22 protein-coding genes and 1 pseudogene are annotated in these 22,106 nt (G+C 70.3%); 13 read left to right on the top strand and 10 right to left on the bottom strand.

What is annotated here, in order from left to right:
- Positions 1-23: 23 nt before the first annotated feature.
- Both DIZ27_RS12880 and DIZ27_RS12875 read right to left on the bottom strand, forming a co-directional pair.
- Positions 24-770 (bottom strand): DUF1684 domain-containing protein, encoded by a 747-nt coding sequence (locus tag DIZ27_RS12880; protein ID WP_109378509.1) that lies wholly within the window; start codon positions 768-770, stop codon positions 24-26.
- Between the two features lie 249 nt (positions 771-1,019).
- On the bottom strand, positions 1,020-1,415 hold the full coding sequence (locus DIZ27_RS12875; protein WP_109378508.1) for a helix-turn-helix transcriptional regulator: 396 nt from the start codon (positions 1,413-1,415) through the stop codon (positions 1,020-1,022).
- 187 nt (positions 1,416-1,602) lie between these two features.
- Here DIZ27_RS12875 and DIZ27_RS12870 point away from each other — a divergent pair, with 187 nt between their 5' ends.
- Positions 1,603-2,727: an NADH:flavin oxidoreductase gene (locus DIZ27_RS12870; RefSeq protein ID WP_219933616.1), complete on the top strand. Its 1,125-nt coding sequence runs from the start codon at positions 1,603-1,605 to the stop codon at positions 2,725-2,727.
- 60 nt (positions 2,728-2,787) lie between these two features.
- Here the strand turns inward: DIZ27_RS12870 and DIZ27_RS12865 are convergent, their stop codons facing one another.
- Positions 2,788-3,714, bottom strand: a complete 927-nt coding sequence (locus DIZ27_RS12865) for a LysR family transcriptional regulator (RefSeq protein WP_109378506.1) — start codon at positions 3,712-3,714, stop codon at positions 2,788-2,790.
- A gap of 49 nt (positions 3,715-3,763) precedes the next feature.
- Between DIZ27_RS12865 and DIZ27_RS12860 the strand changes: the two genes are divergently transcribed.
- Positions 3,764-4,723, top strand: coding sequence for a nitrilase-related carbon-nitrogen hydrolase (locus DIZ27_RS12860; protein WP_109378745.1), 960 nt, complete (start codon positions 3,764-3,766; stop codon positions 4,721-4,723).
- Positions 4,724-4,865: 142 nt separating this feature from the next.
- Positions 4,866-6,071, top strand: a complete 1,206-nt coding sequence (locus DIZ27_RS12855; RefSeq protein WP_109378505.1) for a cysteine desulfurase-like protein — start codon at positions 4,866-4,868, stop codon at positions 6,069-6,071.
- Between the two features lie 161 nt (positions 6,072-6,232).
- Here the strand turns inward: DIZ27_RS12855 and DIZ27_RS48735 are convergent, their stop codons facing one another.
- Positions 6,233-6,430 carry an ABATE domain-containing protein gene (locus DIZ27_RS48735; RefSeq protein WP_109378504.1) on the bottom strand — a complete coding sequence of 66 codons (198 nt, stop codon included), beginning with the start codon at positions 6,428-6,430 and terminating at the stop codon, positions 6,233-6,235.
- Here DIZ27_RS48735 and DIZ27_RS48730 point away from each other — a divergent pair.
- From DIZ27_RS48730 to DIZ27_RS12800, 9 genes are all read left to right on the top strand, one after another.
- Complete coding sequence (locus DIZ27_RS48730) at positions 6,394-7,368, top strand: hypothetical protein (RefSeq protein ID WP_375231964.1); 975 nt, start codon at positions 6,394-6,396, stop codon at positions 7,366-7,368. The genes DIZ27_RS48735 and DIZ27_RS48730 overlap by 37 nt on opposite strands.
- A gap of 141 nt (positions 7,369-7,509) precedes the next feature.
- The gene (locus DIZ27_RS12835) at positions 7,510-8,511 is read left to right on the top strand and encodes a zinc-binding dehydrogenase (RefSeq protein WP_109378743.1); all 1,002 of its coding nucleotides are present in this window, start codon (positions 7,510-7,512) and stop codon (positions 8,509-8,511) included.
- Between the two features lie 220 nt (positions 8,512-8,731).
- Positions 8,732-9,490: an ABC transporter ATP-binding protein gene (locus DIZ27_RS12830; RefSeq protein WP_109378503.1), complete on the top strand. Its 759-nt coding sequence runs from the start codon at positions 8,732-8,734 to the stop codon at positions 9,488-9,490.
- Between the two features lies 1 nt (position 9,491).
- Complete coding sequence (locus DIZ27_RS12825; RefSeq protein WP_219933615.1) at positions 9,492-10,175, top strand: ABC transporter ATP-binding protein; 684 nt, start codon at positions 9,492-9,494, stop codon at positions 10,173-10,175.
- A gap of 113 nt (positions 10,176-10,288) precedes the next feature.
- A complete protein-coding gene (locus DIZ27_RS12820) occupies positions 10,289-11,536 on the top strand; it encodes an ABC transporter substrate-binding protein (protein WP_109378501.1) in 1,248 nt (415 codons plus the stop codon).
- A gap of 72 nt (positions 11,537-11,608) precedes the next feature.
- A complete protein-coding gene (locus DIZ27_RS12815) occupies positions 11,609-12,475 on the top strand; it encodes a branched-chain amino acid ABC transporter permease (protein WP_109378500.1) in 867 nt (288 codons plus the stop codon).
- Positions 12,472-13,548 carry a branched-chain amino acid ABC transporter permease gene (locus DIZ27_RS12810; protein WP_109378499.1) on the top strand — a complete coding sequence of 359 codons (1,077 nt, stop codon included), beginning with the start codon at positions 12,472-12,474 and terminating at the stop codon, positions 13,546-13,548. The genes DIZ27_RS12815 and DIZ27_RS12810 overlap by 4 nt, the downstream gene beginning before the upstream one ends.
- 121 nt (positions 13,549-13,669) lie before the next feature.
- Positions 13,670-15,157 (top strand): MFS transporter, encoded by a 1,488-nt coding sequence (locus DIZ27_RS12805; RefSeq protein WP_375231963.1) that lies wholly within the window; start codon positions 13,670-13,672, stop codon positions 15,155-15,157.
- A gap of 11 nt (positions 15,158-15,168) precedes the next feature.
- A complete protein-coding gene (locus DIZ27_RS12800; RefSeq protein ID WP_109378498.1) occupies positions 15,169-16,245 on the top strand; it encodes a P1 family peptidase in 1,077 nt (358 codons plus the stop codon).
- A gap of 72 nt (positions 16,246-16,317) precedes the next feature.
- Here the strand turns inward: DIZ27_RS12800 and DIZ27_RS12795 are convergent, their stop codons facing one another.
- The 4 genes from DIZ27_RS12795 to DIZ27_RS12780 form a co-directional block, all read right to left on the bottom strand.
- Positions 16,318-16,602, bottom strand: coding sequence for an MGMT family protein (locus DIZ27_RS12795; RefSeq protein WP_109378497.1), 285 nt, complete (start codon positions 16,600-16,602; stop codon positions 16,318-16,320).
- A gap of 7 nt (positions 16,603-16,609) precedes the next feature.
- On the bottom strand, positions 16,610-17,137 hold the full coding sequence (locus DIZ27_RS12790) for a DUF488 family protein (RefSeq protein WP_109378496.1): 528 nt from the start codon (positions 17,135-17,137) through the stop codon (positions 16,610-16,612).
- Positions 17,138-17,217: 80 nt separating this feature from the next.
- Positions 17,218-17,427, bottom strand: coding sequence for a DUF2945 domain-containing protein (locus tag DIZ27_RS12785; protein ID WP_109378495.1), 210 nt, complete (start codon positions 17,425-17,427; stop codon positions 17,218-17,220).
- 49 nt (positions 17,428-17,476) lie between these two features.
- The gene (locus DIZ27_RS12780) at positions 17,477-19,348 is read right to left on the bottom strand and encodes a SpoIIE family protein phosphatase (protein WP_109378494.1); all 1,872 of its coding nucleotides are present in this window, start codon (positions 19,346-19,348) and stop codon (positions 17,477-17,479) included.
- Positions 19,349-19,624: 276 nt separating this feature from the next.
- Between DIZ27_RS12780 and DIZ27_RS12775 the strand changes: the two genes are divergently transcribed.
- On the top strand, positions 19,625-19,873 hold the full coding sequence (locus tag DIZ27_RS12775; RefSeq protein ID WP_109378493.1) for an STAS domain-containing protein: 249 nt from the start codon (positions 19,625-19,627) through the stop codon (positions 19,871-19,873).
- A gap of 349 nt (positions 19,874-20,222) precedes the next feature.
- Here DIZ27_RS12775 and DIZ27_RS12770 read toward each other — a convergent pair whose 3' ends face one another.
- Both DIZ27_RS12770 and DIZ27_RS12765 read right to left on the bottom strand, forming a co-directional pair.
- The gene (locus tag DIZ27_RS12770; RefSeq protein WP_109378741.1) at positions 20,223-20,696 is read right to left on the bottom strand and encodes an Asp23/Gls24 family envelope stress response protein; all 474 of its coding nucleotides are present in this window, start codon (positions 20,694-20,696) and stop codon (positions 20,223-20,225) included.
- Positions 20,697-21,146: 450 nt separating this feature from the next.
- A pseudogene (locus DIZ27_RS12765) lies at positions 21,147-21,503 on the bottom strand (2-phosphosulfolactate phosphatase); the annotation flags it as partial.
- Positions 21,504-22,106 lie beyond the last annotated feature (603 nt).

Genomic DNA, 22,106 nt, shown 5'->3' with positions numbered 1-22,106 from the left:
GGGAGGAAAGACGGCGGAGACGATCAGCGCTGCGCCGGGAAGCCGTCGCGGAAGACGGGAAGCTTCTCGCCGGCCTCGACGGGCAGGTGGAAGCGGTTCTGCCGCGGCGGCATCGGACAGTTGTACTGGTCGGAGAAGCCGCAGGGCGGGACGAAGGCGCGGTTGAAGTCGAGCACGACCCGGCGGTCGTCGTCCGCCGCTCGCCGCACGAACAGGAAACGCCCCGCCCCGTAGGTGGTGGCGCCGTTGGTCGGGTCGCCGAAGACCAGCAGCAGGGTGCCGTCGTCGTCGAAGGCGCTGAGCGTGTACGTGTGTCCGTCCAGCGTGAGCTCGATGTCCCCCGGGACCACCAGGTCACGGGTGCCGCCGTTGTCGCGGATGTGCTCGAAGGGAACATGCCGGGCACCCGGCACCGGTGTGTAGGAGGCCTCCAGGACCCATGCCGGGTCGTGGGGAAAGGCGTCGGTGCCCTCGAAGTGGCGGAGGGCCGGTGCCGCGGAGTCCCAGAACCGGAGCCCGTACTCGGGCGCGCCGGTGACGCGGTCGGTGCGCTCCAGTGTGGTGACGGTCACCGTGTCCGGCTGTCCCGCCCGGGCCGCCTCGACGTCGGGACGCTCACCGGCCGGCAGCCAGCGGGTCTCGACGAGGGCGAGGTTTCCCGTCGGCGAGGTGAGCGCGCGGCGGCGTTCGGCACGCCAGGTGTCCCACTCCGCCGCGGAATCGGCGGCGGGCGCGGTGGGGACGGCGGGATGGGACACGGTCTGGCTCATTCACGTCGAGGTCGGGGGGCGATCACACCGCGTACGGCACGCCGTGTGAATAGATGCCCAAAGCATGGACTATATGATCCATAAGTCGACCTAATGTCAAATTCCAGCCAGGGGTGTGCGGTTTCCGGCCAGGAGTGTGCGGGCTGCTCGACGGCGGTTCATGCGCGGGGCGGTGCCGGTGGTGACGGTGCGGCGGCCGACGACCGGAGTTGTTCGATCACGTAGTCCAGGTGCGCGGCGGCGGTCCGCTCACCGGGCGGGCCGTGCCCCCGGCTGTGCCCGTTCCGGCCCGGGAGGTTCCGTGGTGGCGGGCTCCTCCGCGGTCAGGATGGCGGTCAGCAGTCCGGGGAAGCGCTGCTCCAGCTCCGTTTCGCGCAGTTCGCTGTAGCGCGAGGTGCCTTCCTCGAACTGCGAGATGACGCCGCTCTCCCGCAGGACCTTGAAGTGGTACGTCGAGGTCGACTTGGACACCGACAACCCGAACGCGCTGCAGTTCATGGGGTGGCCGGCCCGCGCGAGGGAGCGTGCGATGCCCAGCCGCAGCGGCTCGCCGAGGGCGCGCAGCACCAGGTCCACCGGGACCTCGCGCAGGTCGGGGTGGGGGAGGGCCTTCTTGGCGGGCGCACGCCTGACATGAGTGGACACATGAGGAGTCTACGCCCCGTGGTACGTTGAATCTCGTAGTACGAAAAAGTTCCGACAAAGGTCCGCCGACGGTCCGTCGATGATCCGCCGGCGGTCCATGGTCGTGCGACCCGCGCGCCCGTGTGCCGTACGAACCGGGCCGAGTCGAGAACTTCCGCACAGGACCCCAGGCGTAACGGAGAGATCCTTGACCGACCCCACCCCGCAGCACGGCGCGACCGACGACCTGCTGTACACGCCCGTCGACCTCGGCGGAGTCCGCCTGGACAACCGCACCGCCCTGGCCCCCATGACGCGGATCAGCGCCACCGAGGACGGCATGGTCACCGACCGCAACGCGCGCTACTACGCCGGATTCGCCCGCGGCGGTTTCGCACTGCTCATCACCGAGGGCATCTACACCGACACGGAGCACAGCCAGGGCTATCTGTACCAGCCGGGGCTCGCGACAGAGGCCCAGGGCGAGGCATGGCGACCGGTGGTCGAGGCCGTGCACGCGGCGGGCAGCGCCGTGTTCGCCCAGCTCATGCACGCAGGCGCACAGTCCCAGGGGAACAGCCTCCGCCAGGGGACGGTCGGCCCCTCCGCCGTGGCCCCACGCGGCGAGCAGCTCGCCTTCTACCGGGGCAGCGGCCCCTACGCCACGCCGAAGGCCCTGGACGCCCGTGAACTCGCGGACATCCGCCGGGGCTTCGCGGACGCGGCCCGCCGCGCGGCCGCAGCGGGCTTCGACGGCGTGGAGGTGCACGGCGCGAACGGCTATCTGCTCGACCAGTTCCTCACCGACTACCTCAACCGGCGCGAGGACGAATACGGCGGCAGCGTCGAGAACCGCGTGCGCCTGGCGGCCGAGGTCGTGGACGAGGTGCTCCAGGCCGTGGGATCCGAGATCGCGGTCGGCATCCGCATCTCCCAGTCCAAGGTCAGCGACTTCCACCACCGCTGGGCCGGCGGAGCCGAGGAGGCCGAGATCATCTTCACCACCCTGGCCCGTACCGGCGCGCACTTCCTGCACACCACCGAGCACAAGGCGCTCGAGCCCGCCTTCCCCACCGGTACGGAGACCCTGGCCGAGCTCGCGAAGAAGTACAGCGGGCTGCCGGTGATCGCCAACGGCGGTCTGGGAGACCCGGAGGCCGCCCGTGCCGTACTGGGTTCCGGGGCCGCCGACGTCGTCGCGCTCGGCAAGGGCGCCCTCGCACAGCGGGACTGGCCCCACCGGGTGCGTGACGGCCTCGAGTTCGCGACCGAGATGCGCCCCGACACCCTCGGGCCGCTCGCCGACGTCAAGGACTGGGAACTGGCCCCGTGAACACACCGGCCTGACCGTCGCCGTGGTCGTCGCGGCCCGCCCGTCATGACGGCACCCGGCTCAGGACTGCCGGTTCCCGCGGGCCGCGTCCTCGACGAGGCGGCGGAGCCACAGATGGGCGGGATCGTCGGTGAGGGTGCCGTGCCAGATCGAGCTGACCGTGTAGGTGGGCATCGGCAGGGGCGGCGGGGAGGTGGTCAGGCCCAGGGCCTCGGCGTAGACGGTGGCCGCGTGGGTGGGGAGCGTGACCAGGGCGGGCAGGGCGGGGAGGTGGAGAGCGGCTCCGGCGAAGTGGGTGGTGGAGGCGATCACCCGGCGCTCCAGTCCCCGTGCCTCCAGGATGTCGTCGACGATGCCGCGCCGGCCGTCGTAGGAGATCAGCAGGTGCGGGTGGGTCAGATAGTCGTCCAGGGTGATCGGGGTCCCAAGAGGCAGCAGGCGGTGGTCGAACAGGCAGGTGTAGCCGGAGTCGAACAGGCCGTGGCTGCGGTGATCGGCCCCGTGGGCGGGGGCGGCGGACACCCCGAGGTCGATCTCGCCCCGGTCGATCATGCCGGTGACGGTGTTCCGGTTGGCCTGCCGTACGGCGAGCCGGACGTCCCGCAGTCCGGCGGTCGCGGCCAGCAGCCGGGGCATGAGCGCCGCCTCCAGATCGTCGGACATGCCCAGGGTGAAGACGCGCCGGGCCGTGCGGGGGTCGAAGCGGTCCCGGTCGGTGACCACGCCGTGGATCAGCCCGAGGGCCGGCTCGATACGGCGGGCCAGTGCGACGGCGCGCGGTGTGGGCTCGACACCGCCACCGGTGCGGGTGAACAACTCGTCGTCGAACAGCCCGCGGAGCCGGCCCAGGGCGGCGCTGGTGGCGCTCTGGCTCAGATGCAGGGCTGCGGCGGCCCGGGTGACGCTGCGCTCCCGCATCAGAGCGGAGAAGACGACCAGCAGGTTCAGGTCGGCCTTCCGGAATTCGGTCTCATAGATGTCGATCATCGCAAAGATGAGTTTGCCGGACGAGGGCGAGGGTTCCTACGGTCGACGCATGATTGCTGCCGCCCCCGCCGCGCCTGCTCAGCCCCGTCGCACCGTGACCGTCGCCGTCGTCCAGGCGGCGGCCCCGCTGTTCGACACGCCGACCGCGCTGACCCGGGCGGAGGAACTCATCCGTGAGGCAGCCGGCCGGGGCGCCCGGGTGGTCGTGCTGCCCGAGGCGTACCTCGGCGGCTACCCCAAGGGGCTGGACTTCGGCATCACGGTCGGCAGCCGCACCCCGGAGGGCCGCGACCTCTTCCGCCGCTACCACGCCGCGGCCATCGAGGTTCCCGGCCCGGAGGCCGAGACACTGGCCGCCGTCACCCGGGAACTCGACTGCCACGCCGTGGTCGGCGCTGTCGAGCGCAGCGGCGGCACCCTCTACTGCGTCGCGCTCTTCTTCGGACCCGACGGCTACCTGGGCCTGCACCGCAAGCTGATGCCCACGGCGGGCGAACGCTACCTGTGGGGGCAGGGAGACGGCTCCACCCTCCCCGTCGTCGACACCGGCACGGCCCGCCTCGGTGCGGCCATCTGCTGGGAGAACTACATGCCGCTCCTGCGCACCGCCATGTACGCCAAGGGCGTCGACCTGTGGTGCGCGCCGACGGTGGACGACCGCGAGGCATGGCAGTCCACCATGCGGCATGTCGCCCTGGAGGGCCGCTGCTTCGTCCTCAGCGCCTGTCAGTACCTGCGTCGCGACGCCCTGCCGGCCGACCTCCACCCCGTCCAGGGCGACGCACCGGACACGGTCCTGATCGGTGGCGGCTCGGTCATCGTCTCCCCGCTCGGCGACGTCCTGGCCGGGCCGCTCCGCGACGGCGAGGGCATCCTGACGGCCGAACTCGACCTCGACGACCTCGCCCGGGCACGCTTCGACTTCGACCCCGTCGGCCACTACGCCCGCCCCGACGTCTTCACGCTCCACGTCGACGAGTCGCCCCGCCCGACCGTGACCGGAAGCTGATCGCGTCCGGCAGCCGCCGGATGAGACCCTCGTCAGCGTCCAAGAGGCTCTGACCCATCGATCCATCGATCCGTCGGTTCGTCGATCCGTCGACCACCGACGGCCGCACCACCTTCGCGCAAGTGACCGAACGGGAGTTCTCGTGACGTACGACATCGACGCCATCCGCGCGCAGTTCCCCGCGCTGGCCGCCGGGATCGCCCACTTCGACGGCCCCGGTGGTTCACAGACCCCCCGGCCCGTCATCCGGGCCATCACCGACGCCCTGTCCCTCCCGCTGTCGAACCGCGGCCACCGCGTGGCGGGGGAGTGCAACGCCGAGACCATCGTCACCGAAAGCCGCCGGGCCATGGCCGACCTGCTGGCCGCCGACCCGGCGGGGATCGTCTTCGGGCGCAGCGCCACACAGCTCGCCTACGACTTCTCCCGCGTCCTCGCCAGGACCTGGTCACCGGGGGACGAGGTGGTCGTGACCCGGCTGGACCACGACTCGAACATCCGGCCCTGGGTCCAGGCGGCAGCCCGGGCGGGTGTCACCGTCCGCTGGGCCGACTTCGACCCGGCCACCGGGGAACTGACCCCCGCCGACATCGCGGCCGTCCTGTCGGAGCGGACGCGGCTGGTCGCCGTGACCGCGGCCTCCAACCTGATCGGTACACGTCCCCGGATCGCGGAGATCTCCCGTCTGGCGCACGACGTCGGTGCGCTGACGTACGTCGACGGCGTGCACTACACGGCCCATTCCCTGGTCGACGTCGCGCAGTTGGGCGCGGACTTCTTCACCTGCTCGCCCTACAAGTTCCTGGGCCCGCACCACGGCGTTCTCGCCGCCCGCCCCGAACTGCTGGAGACCCTGCGTCCCGACAAGCTCCTGCCCTCCACGGACGCGGTGCCGGAACGCTTCGAACTCGGCACGCTGCCTTATGAGTTCCTCGCCGGCACGCGCGCCGCCGTCGACTTCCTCGCCGGATTCGACACGGACGCCGAGGGAACCCGGCGCGAGCGACTGGCCGCGGGGTTCGCGGCGCTGGAGGAGCACGAGGAAGCCCTGCGGGCCCGGATGGACAAGGCGCTGAGCACCCTCGACGGCATCACGGTCCACTCCAACGCCGCCGACCGCACCCCCACCCTGCTGCTGACCTTCGACGGCCGCAGCACGACGGACGCCTACGCGTTCCTGGCGGACCGCGGCGTCCACGCGCCGTCCGGCTCCTTCTACGCCCTCGAGGCCTCCCGGTGGCTGGGCCTGGGCGACGCCGGCGGCCTTCGCGTCGGCCTCGCGCCCTACACCCACGCCGGAGACGTCGACAGGCTGGTGGAGGGCCTGGCGGACTTCCTGCGCTCCTGAAGGCCGTCCCCGACGTGCTGACAGGGTCTGAAGTGACTCCGGGGTGGGTTCCGGAGTGAGCTGTCGCGAGGGATCAGCCACGGCCGGTCCGGTGCGGGGCGCGCAGGGTGTGTGGCGCAGGGCGGGATGATTTCGGGCCGGAACAGAACCCTTCGGCGGTGTCATGCGGGCGCGGTCGCCGCAACGGACGGAGCGCCGGCGGCGGTGAGGAGGCCCGGTACGTGCTCGCGCAGGGAGCGACTCCGTGCCGCGCAGATCTTCTGCGGTCCTGTGTCCGCCGGGGCCGAGCCGTGGTCGACCAGCCGCTGGGTCGCTGCGGACGGTGCGCCGAGGAGGTCGGCGGCGTGCCCGCCCGGCACGGCTCGGAGCGCGCGAGGACCTCGAACCGATCGTCGAGGAGGCCGTCGGCCTGGTCCTGACCGGTGACGGCCTGCCCACGGTCCACGTCAGCGGAGACAACGCCCGGCTCGGTCCGGTCCAGGAGACCGCCGACCGCTTCGGCCCCGTGGACACCGCCGTCCACCTCGGCAGCCAGGCCCACTTCACCGAGGGCCGCGAGCAGCTGGTGGACGCCTTCACCACCGCCGGACTGATGGATCGTGTCCAACTCACCTGGCGACACCGCCGCGGTGTACGAGCGAAACGTGACGGCTCCCCGGTGTTCTCCCGCGCCGGGGGCGATGTCAGTGGTGTGGGGGAAACTTGGCGCTCATGTCCTTCAGACAGGAGCCGCCAGATGCCGATCCGTGTTGCCGGCCGTCGCCGTGCGATGGCGTCGCTGACCGCCGCGTTCCCCGGTGCGGAGATCATCGATGTGACCTCCAGGGCGCCGCAGCCGTGGGTGCGGCTGAGTCCGTTCTACCCGCACGGCGGCATCCCGGTCCCCTTCAGCGACGGCGTGACCGGCCAGTCGGTGGAGGGGATCTGGCAGGCCCTCAAGGTTTTCCGGCAGTCCGACGTCGACCCGGCGAAGCTCGAGATCACGGCGATGAAGGGACTGAAGCGGACGGTGCGCCGGTACGGCCCCGTCCAGGGGCACCGCACCGGTCTGCACGGCGACCGGCTGCTGCCCTATGAGACGGCCCGGCGCCGGATCTACCTGCCGGCCTACCGATGGGTCCTCGAGCACCGCGTGGCGGATCTGGTCGAGCGACTCCGAGCCAAGCAGGATGTCGTACTGCTGGACTACACCACCAACGGCGACGTCGCCGATCCCGCCACCCCGCTCTCCCACGCCGCGCTCATCCAACTGCACATAGAGGGCCGCTGGCCCCGGGAAGCCACACCCGGACACTGAGGACAAGGAGGGCGAGACGGGACACCCGACATCGGCGACGAATGCCCACCGGGGGCTCGCCCCCCTCCTGCTGTCTCCGGAAATCCGGCAGGCGGCGTGGCCCGGACCGGCCCGCGGCCTCCGATCCGTAGCATGTGGGCCGTGATCGGCACAGTCCCCGACGCGATGCAGGCCGCATACATCGACTCCGTCGGCCCGGCCGACGCCATCCACTACGGCGACATCCCCGTCCCGCCGCTGGGCCCCACGGACGTGCTCGTCCGTGTCCGGGCCGTGGCCGTCAACCCGGTCGACACCTTCGTGCGGTCCGGTGCCTACGCCACGCCGCTCCCGTTCCCGTTCGTCCTCGGCCGTGACCTGGTGGGCGAGGTCGCCTCGGCCGGGACCGGCGCGGTGGGTTTCACCCTGGGGCAACGGGTGTGGTGCAACAGCCTGGGCCACGCCGGCCGGCAGGGAGCCGCCGCGCAGTACGCGACGGTCGCCGCCGAACGGCTCTACCCGGCACCCTCCGACATCACCACGGAACACCTCGTTGCCGCCGCCCACCCTGCGGCGTCGGCCTGGCTGGCGCTCTTCCGGCACGGGCGGCTGCGGCCCGGGGAGACCGTGTACATCGGCGGCGGAGCCGGCAATGTGGGCGGGGCCGCCGTGGCTCTGGCCGCCGCGGCCGGGACGCGTGTGGTCTGCACGGCGCGCGCCGAGGACGCCGCGGCGGCGCGCGCTCTGGGCGCCACCGAGGTTCTCGACTATCGGGCGTCCGACCTCGGCGAGCACCTGTGCCGGGTGGCGCCCGACGGCTACGACGTGCACCTGGACACGTCCGGACACGGAGCGCTCGCCGATGCCGTGGACCTGCTGGCTCGGGGCGGGCGCCTGGTCGCGATGGTCGGACGCGGCAGCGGTCCCGGCACGCTGCCGCTGGGCCGGTTGTACACCAAGGACGCGAGCATCGTGGGCTTCGCCATCAGCAATGCCACGGTGAGCGACCTCGTGGAGGCTGCAGAGGGGGTCGTGGGCCTCTTGCGCAGAACGCCATGGCGCCCGCGCATCGCCGACCGCCTGCCGCTGTCGATGACGGCGGAGGCCCACCGGAGGCTGGAGGCCGGCGAGGTGCGCGGCCGGCTGATCCTCTCGCCTCCCTGACTTTCCCCGATGCGGATCCGCAGGGTCTCGGCGACATCGGTGACGCAGGGAGTGGCCGCCGAGCGGCCGGTTGGCTGAAACGCGGTAGAGCGAGTGTGGATCGCCCACACTTGGCAAGGCCCCCTTATGGGGCGCCCCTACGTAGTCCGCTCTGCCGCGTCGACCCTACGGTCTGCCCACACCGACACTCGTCGGCCCCTCCACCACATCCGAGGTCGGCATGAGTCAACCACAGGTCATATTGTCCACGCAGGACCTGACCAAGGAGTTCCAGGGGTTCCGCGCCGTGGACGGGGTCGCGTTGAGCGTGACCGAGGGTACAGTACACGCCCTGGTCGGTCCCAACGGGGCCGGGAAAACCACCCTGTTCAACCTGCTCACCGGGTTCCTCGCCCCGACCGCCGGGCGGATCGTCGTGAACGGGCATGACGTCACGGGCCGGCCGCCGGAGTGGATCGCCGGGCGCGGAGTCGCCCGCTCCTTCCAGGTCACCAGCCTGTTCGCCGGGGTCTCCGCCCGCGAGCACGTGGAGTTGGCGCTCCAGGCGGGCACCGGCCTCGGCCGCCGCTTCTGGCGATCCGAGAAGCTGATGCGGAGGTTCTCCACCCGCGCGGAAGAACTCCTGGACGAAGTGGGACTCGGACCGCTCGCGAACCGCCCCGCCGGAAGCCTCCCCTACGGCCAGAAGCGTGCCCTGGAACTGGCCCTGGCGCTCGCGCTCGACCCGCGGATCCTGCTGCTCGACGAACCGACCGCCGGAATGGGTCTGGAGGACGTGGACCGCACGGTCGCACTCGTCAACCGGATTCGCGCCGGGCGCACCGTGGTGATGGTCGAGCACAACATGAGCGTCGTCGGCTCCCTCGCCGACGCCGTGACCGTGCTCCAGCGAGGCCGGGTACTGGTCGAGGGGCCCTACGACAGCGTCCGCAGCGACCCGAGGGTCGTCGAGGCCTATCTGGGGGCCGACGTTGCTTGAGGTGAAGGGCGTCAGCGCCCACTACGACGAGGCCAGGGTACTGACCGACGTGTCCCTGCGAGTCGGCGAGGGAGAGGTGGTCACCCTGGTGGGGCGCAACGGAGCGGGAAAGACGACGCTGCTGCGCTGCGTGATGGGACTGCACCGCCGGATGGCCGGCACCGTCACCGTCGCGGGACGTGATGTGTCCGCTGCGGCGCCGCACCACCGGGCACGGCTGGGGCTCGGGTTCGTCCCCGACGACCGCGGGATCTACGCGAGCCTGAACGTCGAGGAGAATCTGACGCTCCCCCCGGTCAAAAGCTCCTCCGCATGGCCGCTCAGCCGGATCTACGACACGTTCCCGGTGCTGGCGGACCGCCGCCGGGCTCCCGGGGCCAAGCTCTCCGGCGGCGAACAGCAGATGCTCGCGCTGGCCCGTGTCCTGCGTACCGGCGCACGGGTGCTGCTCTGCGACGAGCCGACGGAAGGGCTCGCGCCCCTCATCGTCCAGCAGATCGGCGAGATCCTGCTGGAGGCCAAGAAACACGGCGTCGGGGTGCTGCTGGTGGAGCAGAACCTGCGCTTCGCCACCCAGGTCGCCGACCGGCACTACCTCCTGGCCCAGGGCCGCATCGTCGAGACACTGGCCAACGCCGACGTACGCAGGCGTGAAGACGAACTCCTCCAGTACCTCGGCCTGTGACCGTCCGGTCCGCCGGACATTCCGCGGACCGCGGACGACGCACATCCCGTGCCCGCCGCTCGCACGACAAGCACCGCCTCCTCCTTCCCACGGCACCGAACCGAGGACTCCCGATGAGACGACGTATCCGGCCCACCGTCACCACCGGAATAGCCATCAGCGCACTGCTCGCCGGATGCGGCGGCGGCCCCTCCGCCGGCGGAGGGAAGATCAGCGACGACAGGATCACCCTCGGAGTGCTCACCGACCTGTCCGGTGTCTACGCGGACCTCGCGGGCGAGAACGCCGTGGAGGCCGTGAAGATGGCCGTCGACGACTTCGAGAAGAAGCACGGGGACAAGGCGGTCACCGAGAACATCGAGGTGGTGTCGGCGGACCACCAGAACAAGCCGGAGATCGCCAACACCCAGGCCCGGGAGATGTACGACCGCAAGAAAGTGGACGCGATCTTCGATGTGCCCACGTCCTCGGCCGCGCTCGCCGTGGCCACCGTCGCGCAGCAGTCCAAGCGGCTCTACTTCAACGTCGGTGCCGCCACGACCGAACTGTCGGGCAAGAACTGCAACAAGTACACCTACGCGTGGGCCTACGACAGCCACATGCTGGCCAACGGCACCGGCCGGAACGTGACCGCCCAGGGCGGCAAGAACTGGTACCTCCTCTACCCCGACTACGCGTTCGGCCAGGACATGCAGGCGAAGTTCGAGACGGCCATCACCGGCGCGGGCGGCACCGTGGTCGCCAAGGACCCCACCCCGTTCCCCAGCGACAACTTCTCCACCTTCCTGCTCAAGGCGCCCACGCTCAAGCCCAAGCCGCAGGTGCTCGGAGCCCTCCAGGCGGGCGGAGACCTGGTGAACGTCGCGAAGCAGTACCAGCAGTTCAAGCTCAGGGACAAGGACATCACGCTGGCCATCGGCTTGATGTTCGACACCGACATCAAGTCCATCGGCGCGAAGAACCTCGCCGGGACCCTGTTCACCTCGGCCTGGTTCTGGAACCTCGACGACACGTCCCGCGCCTGGGCCGACCGCTTCAAGGAACGCACCGGAGTCCGGCCGACCTTCGACCACGCGGCCAACTACTCGGCGGCCACGCAGTACCTGGAAGCCGCCCAGCGGGCCGGCACGGACAAGGCCGAAGCCGTGTCCGAGGAACTCGACGGGATGAAGTTCGACGACCCCTTCGCCCGCAACGCCGAGGTCCGGGCGGCCGACCACAGGGTCACCCATGACGCCTACCTCGTGAAGGTCAAGGACCCGGCCAAGGCCACGGAGGCCGAGGACTTCACCGAACCGGTCGAGACCATCCCCGCCGCGGAGGCCTTCGGAAAGCCCTCCGCCGACTGCCGGATGAGCTGACCAGGCGGTGCGGCGGCGCCGCACCGGCGGGCCGCCGCACCGCACCGCACGGCACAGACAGACGGGACCCCCATGACCTCGTTCCTCCAACAAGCGTTCAACGGCCTGGTCGGCGGCAGCTTCTACGCGCTCCTCGCACTCGGCCTCGCGGTGATCTTCGGCATGCTGCGGGTCGTGAACTTCGCCCACGGCGCGATCTACACCCTCGGAGCGTTCGGCGCGGTCATCCTCGCCGACACCTCGGGCCTCGGCTTCTGGTGGGCGCTGCTGCTGGTGCCGATCGTCCTCGCGGCCCTCGGCGTCGTCGTCGAGCGGCTGCTCGTACACCGGCTCATGGCCCTCGACCCGCTGTACAACTTCCTGCTGACCTTCGGCATCGCCCTGGTCTGCCAGGACCTGCTGCGAGCGCGGTACGGTTCGCACTCCCTGGAGTACGAGGGCACTCCGTTCACCGGCTCGCTCGACCTGGGCCTGTTCACCTTCCCCGCCTACCAGGTCTTCGTCCTCGCCGCGTCCGTCGTCCTGTGTCTCGCCGTCTGGCTGCTGCTCACCCGCACCCGCATCGGCACCGTGGTCCGGGCCGCGACCGAACGCCCCGAACTGACCCGGGCGTTCGGTATCGACACCGGACGGTGGGTCACTCCCGTCTTCGGTTTCGGCGTCGGCCTGGCCGGGCTCGCCGGTGTGCTGGCCGCCCCCATGCGGGCGGTCAACCCCGGCATGGGCGGCGACCTCATCGTCACCGTGTTCGCCGTCGTCGTCATCGGCGGCCTGGGGTCCATCACCGGCGCCGTCGCCGCCGGATTCACCACCGGCATGCTTCAGGCGCTCGGCAACCTGTACGTCCCCGTCCTCTCGCAGACCTCGGTCTACCTGCTCATGGCCGTCGTCCTGCTGGTACGCCCCGCCGGCCTGTTCGGCACAGAGGAGCAAGCGTGATCCTCACCGTTCTCGACCGACTGAGCGGCCGACCCGCCTGGCTCCGCCGGTTCCTGCTCGCCGTGGGACTGACCGCGGCCTTCGCCCTGCCCTGGATCCTGTACCCGCCGGTGGCCGCGGACATCCTGTGCTGGGGGCTGTTCGCCGTGGCGTTCGACCTGCTGCTCGGTCACGCCGGACTGCTCTCGTTCGGTCATGCCGCGTTCTGGGGCACCTCCGCCTATGCCACCGGCCTGATCGCCATCCACAGCGGGCTGCCCTTCCACGTCGCGGTACTCGGCGGAGGACTGGCCGCGGCCCTGATCGCCCTGCCCATCGGCTATCTCTCCGTGCGGTGCAGCGGAATCTACTTCGCCATGGTCACCCTGGCGTTCGCGCAGATGGTGTACTTCATCGCCAACCAGTGGGGCGATGTGACGGGCGGTGAGAACGGTCTGCAGGGCATTCCGCGCAGTATGCCGGGCATCGACCTGTCGGACTCGTTCGTCTTCTACTACGCGGCACTGCCCGTCGTGCTGCTCGGCCTCGCCGTCGCCTGGCGGATCGTCCACTCACCGTTCGGCCGCGTCGTCGGCGCCGTCCGGGACAACCCGGCCCGCGCCCGCGCACTCGGTTACCCCACCCACCGTTACAATCTCACCGTCTTCGTCATCTCCGCGTTCCTGGCCGGGATCGCGGGCGGGCTCTACGCCGTCAACCACGGATTCGCCTCGCTCCAGGAGGTCTACTGGACGACATCGGGCAAGGTCGTCGTGATGACCGTCCTCGGAGGCATCGGCACCCTGTGGGGCAGCCTCATCGGGGCCACGGCCATCGTGCGCCTGGAGGACTGGCTGGCCACATCGGGCTTCGAGGAGGTCGGACTGGTCACCGGAACGGTGTTCATCCTCGTCGTACTGCTCTTCCGCCGCGGTGTCTGGGGCACGGTCGCGTACGCCCTGAACAGCCGCGAACCCCGACCTTCCCCGGACCCCGCACCATCCGGGAAGACCGGCACACCGGGTGCGCCCGGGGCCGCGCCCGCCGAACCCCGAGCCGCAGGCGTCTCCTCCCACGGGGACACGGCACAGTGAGGGAGACCCTTACACCCCCGGGCCGGCCCGGTGAACTGCACGCTGTCACGGGCGCCGGAGGATAGCGCCACTTTTCCAGGGTATTCGGCGGAGACTGATTCGCTTCGCCGAGGAGACGCCCGTGCCCATTGCCCATCCCGAGACCGCCGGACGCACGATCACCACAGACGTCCCGGCGCGCCTGGACCGTCTCCCGTGGTCGCGGTGGCACTGGAGCGTCGTCATCGGCCTGGGCACGGTCTGGATCCTCGACGGTATGGAAGTCACGATCGTCGGCAACATCGCTGGCCGCCTGTCGGAGTCCGGCAGCGGTCTGCCCATCACCTCAGGTGAGGTCACCGGTGTCGCCGCCGCCCTCTATGTGGCCGGTGCCTGCTCGGGCGCTCTGTTCTGGGGCCGTCTGACCGACATCCACGGCCGCAAGAAGCTCTTCCTGATCACCCTCGCGGTCTATCTCGGCGCCACCGCCCTGACCTCGCTGGCCTTCGACACCTGGTGGTTCTTCCTCTTCCGCTTCCTCACCGGTTTCGGTATCGGCGGCGAGTACGCGGCCATCAACTCCGCGATCGATGAGCTGATCCCGGCGCACTACCGCGGACGCGTCAACCTGGTGATCAACGGCAGCTACTGGCTGGGTGCCGTCGGCGGCGCGCTGCTGTCGATCGTGGCGCTGAACACGTCGATCTTCCCGGCGAACGTCGGATGGCGGCTGACCTTCGCCCTGGGCGCCGTCCTCGCCCTGGTGATCCTCCTCGTACGCCGTCACGTCCCCGAAAGTCCCCGCTGGCTGCTGATCCACGGCCGTGACGCGGAGGCCGAACGGCTCGTGCGCGGCATCGAGCAACGAGTCGAGGCCGAGACCGGCAAGCCGCTGCCCCGCGCGGGGGACGAGATGACCATCCGTCAGCGCAGGCGGACCACCTTCACCGAGATCGCCCGAACGGTCTTCGCCGAGTACCGCAAGCGGTCGGCCCTCGGCTTCTCCCTCTTCATCGGCCAGGCGTTCCTCTACAACGCCATCACCTTCGGCTACGGCGCGATCCTCACACAGTTCTTCGACGTCCCGTCCGGCAGCACCGGCTATTACTTCGCCGTCATCGCCGTCGGCAACTTCCTGGGCCCGCTGCTGCTCGGCAAACTGTTCGACACCGTCGGCCGCCGGATCATGATCTCCGGGACGTATCTGCTCTCCGGTCTGCTGCTGTTCGGCACGGCCCGGCTGTTCGACCAGGGCTCGCTCAGCGCGACCACCCTTACGGCCTGCTGGTCCGCGGTCCTGTTCTTCGCCTCGGCCGGCGCCTCCAGCGCCTACCTCACGGTCTCCGAGGTCTTCCCGATGGAGACCCGTGCGATGGCCATCGCCTTCTTCTACGCCATCGGCACCGCCGCCGGAGGCATCACCGGCCCCCTGATCTTCGCCGGCCTCACGGGCAGCGGCAAGGTCGGCGACGCGGTCCTCGCCTTCCAGATCGGCGCCGGCCTGATGTGCGCGGCGGGCATCGTGGCTGTCTTCCTCGCGGTGAACGCGGAACGCCGCTCCCTGGAGGACATCGCCGCCCCGCTCTCCGCCGCGGCTTCCCGCGTACCCCTCGGCGGGCGGGACGCGTAGCGTCCGGCCGTATGGAACCATCGGCTCACCCACAGCCCGCGCCCGGCGCCCGGCACCGGGCCCGTGACCTCGGCATCGTCATCGGACGCGCCGCCACCGGGCCCTTCAACGCGATCACCGATGTGCCGGGCGTCCGCGTCGGTCACACCACCGTCCGCCGGCAGCCCGACGTGCACAGCGGGGTCACCGCCGTCGTCCCCGACACCGTCGGCCCCCGCACACCGCTGCCGGCAGGAGTGTTCACCGGCAACGGCTACGGCAAACTCATCGGTACGACCCAGCTCACCGAGCTCGGCACGCTGGAGACCCCGGTGCTGCTCACCTCCACCCTGTCGGCCTTCCGCGTCGCCGACGCCCTCGTCGGCTGGATGCTGCGGCGGCCCGGATGCGAAGAGGTGCAGAGCCTCAATCCCGTCGTGGGGGAGTGCAACGACGGCCTCCTGTCCGACATCCGCGCCCGGCCCGTCCACGAGGAGCACGTCCGGGCCGCCCTCGACGAAGCGTCCGGCGGGCCGGTGGCCGAGGGCTGTGTCGGTGCGGGAACCGGCACGGTCGCACCGGGCTTCAAGGCCGGCATCGACACCGCCTCGCGCACACCGGACGTGGGAGACCGACGCTTCACCGCGGGCGTCCTGGTGCAGGCGAACTTCGGCGGCACCCTGAGGGTGCTCGACCGCATCGTCACCCCGCGGTCCACGGGCATCGACGCCGACGGCCCGACGCTGGCCGAGGAGACCGGCTCCTGCATGATCGTGGTGGCCACCGACGCCCCCCTCGACGCCCGGCAGCTCACCCGTGTCGCACGACGTGCGGTGTTCGCCCTGGCCCGTACGGGCGCGGCCTACAGCCATGGCAGTGGCGACTACGCCGTGGCGTTCGGTACGCGGCCCGGCGCCGGCGCCCCAGTGGCGGACGCCGAACCGGGCCCGCTGTTCGAAGCGGTCCTCGACGGGGTCGAGGAGGCGGTACTCAACTCCCTGCTCGCCGCGACGACGACCACCGGCTTCAACGGCCGGACGGTACCGGCGCTCCCGGCGGACCGCCTGCTCACCGCCCTCGCGGCCCCCGCGCCACCGCGGGCGCGCTGACGACGGACAGCGGCCAGCGGGACGCGGCGCGGGACGGCGGCCCGGGACCTGCCGGGTACACGCATGAAGGCGTCACGCGGGCCGACGGTACCGTGCCCGCCGCATGTCCACGCGCCTCCCCCGCATCGGCGTTCCCTCGTCGCTGAGCAGTTCCGGTGCCGCCCCGTCATGGCAGGAGGCGGGTGTCCCGTCCGAGTGGACGACGCGCCACCACGGCACATTCTCGTCGAGCAGGCTCATGGCGTGCCCCACCTGACGTGGGCCGACCCCGATCCTCCTGCCGATGTCCCCGTAGGAGGCGACGGAGCCGGCCGGGATGGCAAGGACCGCCTCCCGGACGTCGTCGACGAAGCTCATGGCGGCCTCAGTCCGTCGGGGGGTAGATCAGGTGCCCGTCGCGGACCCGCGCATGCTCGTTCAGGACGGCCGGCCTCGACGTCGTGCCCGACAGGATGTGCACCACCTCCGCGCCGGCGACGATCAGCGCGTCGGAGACCAGCCTGCGGTGGCACCGCCAAGGCACCGCCTCGCTGCACATGATGGCCGGCCGTTCGTGTTCAGCCAGCTCGAGCAGTTCGCTCAGGCCTTCCGCGAATTCATCACCGGCCATATGGTCGGCGTAATCACGGAATGCTTTCGCTTGCCATGCACCGTTCTCGCTCGGTACGCCCTTGGGTGTGTACCGTCGGCCGCCGAGCCCGGCGATCCAGCGGTATGCGATATCGGACGGCAGAGCTTCGACGATCGCCGCCTGATTCCACTGCGGATACTTCCTCGAGGACGGGTACGAGCGAACATCGACCAAGCAGGTGACGCCGTTGTCACGCAGCATCTTCAGCACTTCGTCGAAGTCGCGTGTCGAGTGCCCGACCGTATGGATGCGGTTCGTCATCTCGAAATCTCACCCGGATCGCACAATTCTCCGATCGCTCCGCTGACTGTAGTGCGTCTCGAAGGCACGAACACCATTCCTTACCGCTTCGTCAGTGCTCCCCCCTTGTGCATGGCGACGTGGCCGGTTTTGTCGCTCTTGATCTCGTATTGCGGATCGTCTTCCGAGCAACGGCGCGTATGTCCCTTGTACTCCACGTCGTGCGTGTGTTTCTTGACGATGACGCCTTCCACGTGCCCGGCTTCCGAGTTCCACCGCACATGGTCTCCGACGTCGAACTGCTCGGCCATTCCGGTTCCCTTCGCTTCGTTCCTCTCCCTGCCGTCGGCGTCGACGCCCTCATTCCGTGGGGGAGTCATTCGGGAACTCCTCCCGGGCGCCGCGCGTGGGGTCCTCCACCGAGGCGTCCGACTGGACGGATCCGGGGGCGGCCCGGCTCGGTGCGGCGGGGCTGTACGGGGACTGCGGCGGCGGTGACGGTCGGCTGTCGCCGGGCGCGCCCGCACCGGCCGGAGGCAGCCGCAGGGCGAGCAGGGCGACGTCGTCGCCGCTCGGGTCGATGCGGGCCAACAGTTCGTCGCAGAAGCCGTCCACGGTGCGCCCGGTCAGCATGGAGGCGTGGTGGCGGAGCTTGGCCATGCCGAGATCGATCGGGCGGCCCCTGCTCTCCACGAGGCCGTCGGTGTAGAGCAGCAGTGTGGAGCCGGGGGGAAGTGCCGCATACGTGTCCGGCCACTCCAGCCCCAGGTGCAGGGCGGCGCTCATGCCGATCAGCGGTCCGTGGCTGGTCAGAAAGCGGGTGTCTCCCTCATCGGTGACCAGCAGCGGAGGCGGATGCCCCGCGTTGGCCCAGTGCAGTTGCCAGGGGCCGCCCTTCGGGCCTTCGACACGGGCGAAGACGAGCGTGGCCATGGGTGCGTCGCTGGTGTTCGTCACTGCCTCGTCCAGGTTCTGCACGATCGCGCTGGGCGGCTCCTGGTGGTTCCAGGCCAGGGCGCGCAGCATGTTGCGGACCTCGGCCATGTGGGAGGCCGCCTCGAGGTCGTGGCCGACCACGTCCCCGATCACCAGCGCCATGGCGCCGTCGGAGAGCAGGAAGGCGTCGTACCAGTCGCCGCCGATCTCCATGGCGCGCTGCGCCGGCAGATAGCGGGCGGCCATGCGCAGGTGGTCGACCTGGGGGAGCGGGGCGAGCAGTTGGCGCTGCATGGTCTCGGCGACGTTCCGTTGCTCGTGGTAGAGGCGGGCGTTGTCCAGCACCAGGGCCAGGCGCCGGCCGATGTCGGTGAGCAGCAGGATCTCGTTGTCCGTGAGGTCGGGGGAGTCCCCGGCGCGGGCCACGGTCAGCATTCCGTAGTGGCGCCGCCGGGCACGGAGTGGCACCACGAGGGCCGAGTGGCCCCCGAGCCGATCGAACAGCGGTCGGTGGGTGGCGGCGAGCGGGGCGCCCGGGTCGCCGAACAACTCGGCGGCGCTCAGCAGCACGGGATCGTCACCGCCCCTGGCGTGTGCCCCTGCCGGACGGGACCCGGACGGCAGCGGCGGCAGGGGACCCTCCAATCGCCGCGCCCGTCGAGGATGGGTGTGACTGCGCACGGCGACCCGCTCCAGCGCCCCGGCGGCTCTGTCCCGCTCGGGGCGCAGATCCACCGCGGCCCAGTCGCCGAACGCGGGGACCAGCAACCGCAGCAACTGGGCGATCCGGCGGGAAGCCGCCATGGTGGACATCAACACCGACGAGACGTCCGCCACCAGGTTCAGCCGGGTGGTCAGGGCCTCCAGAGCCGCGGTGTGCGCCGCCGCCTGCTCCTCCGCGTCGCGATGCAGGCTGAAGTCGTTGAAGACGATCACCAGCCCGGCTCGGCGGCCCGCCAGCAGCAGGGGAGTGGTCGCCCAGATGATCGGCACGGTCGTGCCGTCGTCCCGCAGGAAGTACTCGTCGCTGCCCTCCTCGGCGGACCGGTCACCGCGCAGAAGGGCCATGATCGAGCACTGGTCACGCGGCACCGGGCCACCGTCGGGGCGGCGGTGCAGCAGATCGTGCGCGTCCTGGCCGATCATCTGGGCCGCAGGCCGACCCAGCAGCCGCTCGGCCCATGGGTTGACGAACGTGATGCGTCCCGAGGCGTCCACGGTGAAGACGCCGGTGCCCAGGGCCTGCAGGACCGCGTGGGGGAAGCCCGGCACCAGAGCCTCATCAGGCGTGCTCATGACCTCTCCCTCGTCGTCCGGGCAGTTGTCCGAGGTGCGTCCACGGCGATCACCATTCCCCAAGCCGTCCCACACCTGGGTACCCCGTCATCCGGAACCGTGCGTTCTGAGCGGTTCCGGATGACGGGGAGCACGCGCCGTCGCAGCTCCGCGCCGACTCCCCACCGGCATGATCCATACGGTGACGCCGTGGCCGGTCGTTCGCACATGTGCAGAACGCGCGTGCGGCAGACACCGCCCGAAACCTCTCCCCAGGGCATGGCCGTTAGGTGAGCCATGCAGCCCGAATTCCACACCAGCCACCGTGAAGAGGACGACTGGACCGTCGTGGAGATCCACGGCGAGATCGACATCCCCACGGTGCCGCGCATCAGGGGCTACGTGGTCCACCGGCTTGAGGCAGGCCGCCGACGCCTCATCGTCGACCTGGCCGGGGTGACGCTCATGGACTCGACGGGCCCGGGGTTACTCGTCGGAATCCGGGAACGGATCCGGGGCTCAGTGGAATCCGCGATGACGGAGTGACATGAGAGGTGACCAGCACAGACGCCCGGAACCCTTCCCGCCACCCCTGGCTGCCCCCTGGCTGAACAGCTCTGACACCGACTGCCCGTGGTGCCGGCAACTCCTCGTGGCGGTCCCTGACCGTGCCGCGCACGACACGCACACCCCGGTGCCGAGCAAAATCGATTCCTCATGCCGAGGGTGCCGGACGGCGTCCTGGCTCGACCGGATTCGCGTGGTGATGGTGCCGGTGGCGGCGGTGGTCGCGGTGGTGGCCGCAGTCGTGACCGTGTGCTCGATCTGACCTGGTCCCCGGCGCGCGAGACGAGCGGCGACACGGCGTCTGCGTCCCTCCCACCCGCAGACCGCGTCACGCAACGCGCCGCTCGGGTTCTTCCTCCTCGTCCGGCAGCCGTACGTCGTCGACGGCGATGTTGACTTCCACGACCTCCAGACCGGTCATGCGTTCGATCGCGGTGATGACGTTGGTGCGCACGTCTGCGGCGGTGTCCGCGATGGCTGCGCCGTAATGGACGACGAGGTCCAGGTCCACGGCGGCCTGGCGCTCACCGACCTCCACCTTCACGCCTTGGGTGATGCTGCTCCCGCCGGGCACGCGTTCACGCATCGCTCCGAACGCTCGGGCCATACCCGCGCCGAGGTTGTAGACCTCGGGCACCTCCCGGGCGGCCATGCTCGCGATCTTCGCCACGACGGTGTCCGCGATGGTGGTGCTGCCGCGGTTCTCCGCGGGGACGTCGGTGCCCCTGCGGCCTTGCCGTGTTGTCTTCTCCTGCTCGTCCGGTGTGGCAGCGGTGCTGCTGTGCTGTGCGCTGACTGACATGACCGTCACCTCGATCAGTGCGGGACTCGACGAGCTGCCTCACATCCAACGTAGAGCAATGAGACCAATGGGGTGAAATGAAACAATTGGGATGAGGGTCTGTGATCGATCGGCCGACAAGATCACCACCAGTCGGCCGACTCACGCGCCCACCGGGATGCGGCAGGGTGCACCTCGTCGCGCGCACCGGGCCCGTGGCAGCCAGGGGTGCGCTGATCAGGATGCGGACCGCGCAGTCGAGTGCCCGCCGGGAGGCGCAGCCTGACCGTGTTCCTGTGGACTCCGGTGACGGGTCGGCCGGCCGGGACTCCGCTGCTGCTCGCCCCGGGGCCGGGACCCACCGGTCCGAGGACCCGGCCGGCCCGGATGTTCTCCACTGCCGCATCAGGCCAGCGAACATCGGGTGAGTTGTCGGACACCGCAACGGGACGCAGCACTGCCGGAGAGTCTTCCTGACGAAGTCGCCATCGCGAGGAGAACCTGCGGTGCGCTCGCGACGGCCGGCGCGCCGACTGCTCCCGCCGCCTTCTTCTGCGCCACCGTGCGACCCGCCAGATCGAACGACCTGATCGGAGCAGGTGAGTTCACCGCGTCGAAGCCTGCTTCCGGAGCGCCGTCCTTCAGTGCCGGCCAACCCGGAGGACTTTCCTTCAAAGCCAGTGCCTCATCCTCCGGCGCGGCCAGGACGATTCTCTCGGTGCCACGCGAGAAGGCCCAAGCGGCCACGGTGAAGGCGCGCATCACGTCGACGACTGCAACACGTGGAACGTCGGTCAGTTCCGGAATGCCGACGAAGCGATTGCTCATCTCGCCCTTCTTGCTGAGGCTCGCAACGCTCATGCCAAGGCAAGGAGTGATCCCAGCACCTGAGCCTGCTGCGTCGCGGCGGACTGGTCCTCTCCCGCAAGGAGAGCAAGCAGGTCTTCGGAGACGAACGTCAACCGACGACTCGTGATCGTCGAGCACGGCTGTGCGGTGGGGAGCGCGAAGCGTGCAGCGATCCTCGGCGACCGCAGGATCACCGGGCTGCCGGCCGAGTTGGTTGCTGAACTCGTGGCCGAGACAGGCTCGTTGTGGCACGAACGGCACCAAGCCGGGCTTGTGTCCCGCCCACGGTGCTGCGCGGTATCGCCTGTGACCGTCAGAAGTCCCTGGGCGCGTTCCTCGAGCGACTGGACATGACCCTGCACGCCCTTCACCCCGGCTCGACGGCCTCCTGTCTCTCCTGCGTTCCCAACCGGCCCGAGGGGTAAGCGGAAGTGGTGCTACTCCGCCGCGGGACACCTGCCGCTCCTGCCGATCAGCCCGGAGGGTGACATCCGTTTCATCGGAGACGACCGTGGCGTTCGCGATCGGGCCCTCACCTCCGTGGCCCGCCGTCCTGCTGCACACCGACGGGCTGATCGAACG

This window comes from Streptomyces sp. NWU339, assembly GCF_003143855.1.
GTDB lineage: Bacteria > Actinomycetota > Actinomycetes > Streptomycetales > Streptomycetaceae > Streptomyces.
Note: the sequence above shows the minus strand (reverse complement) of the source record. Positions and strands in the feature narration are given on the sequence as shown.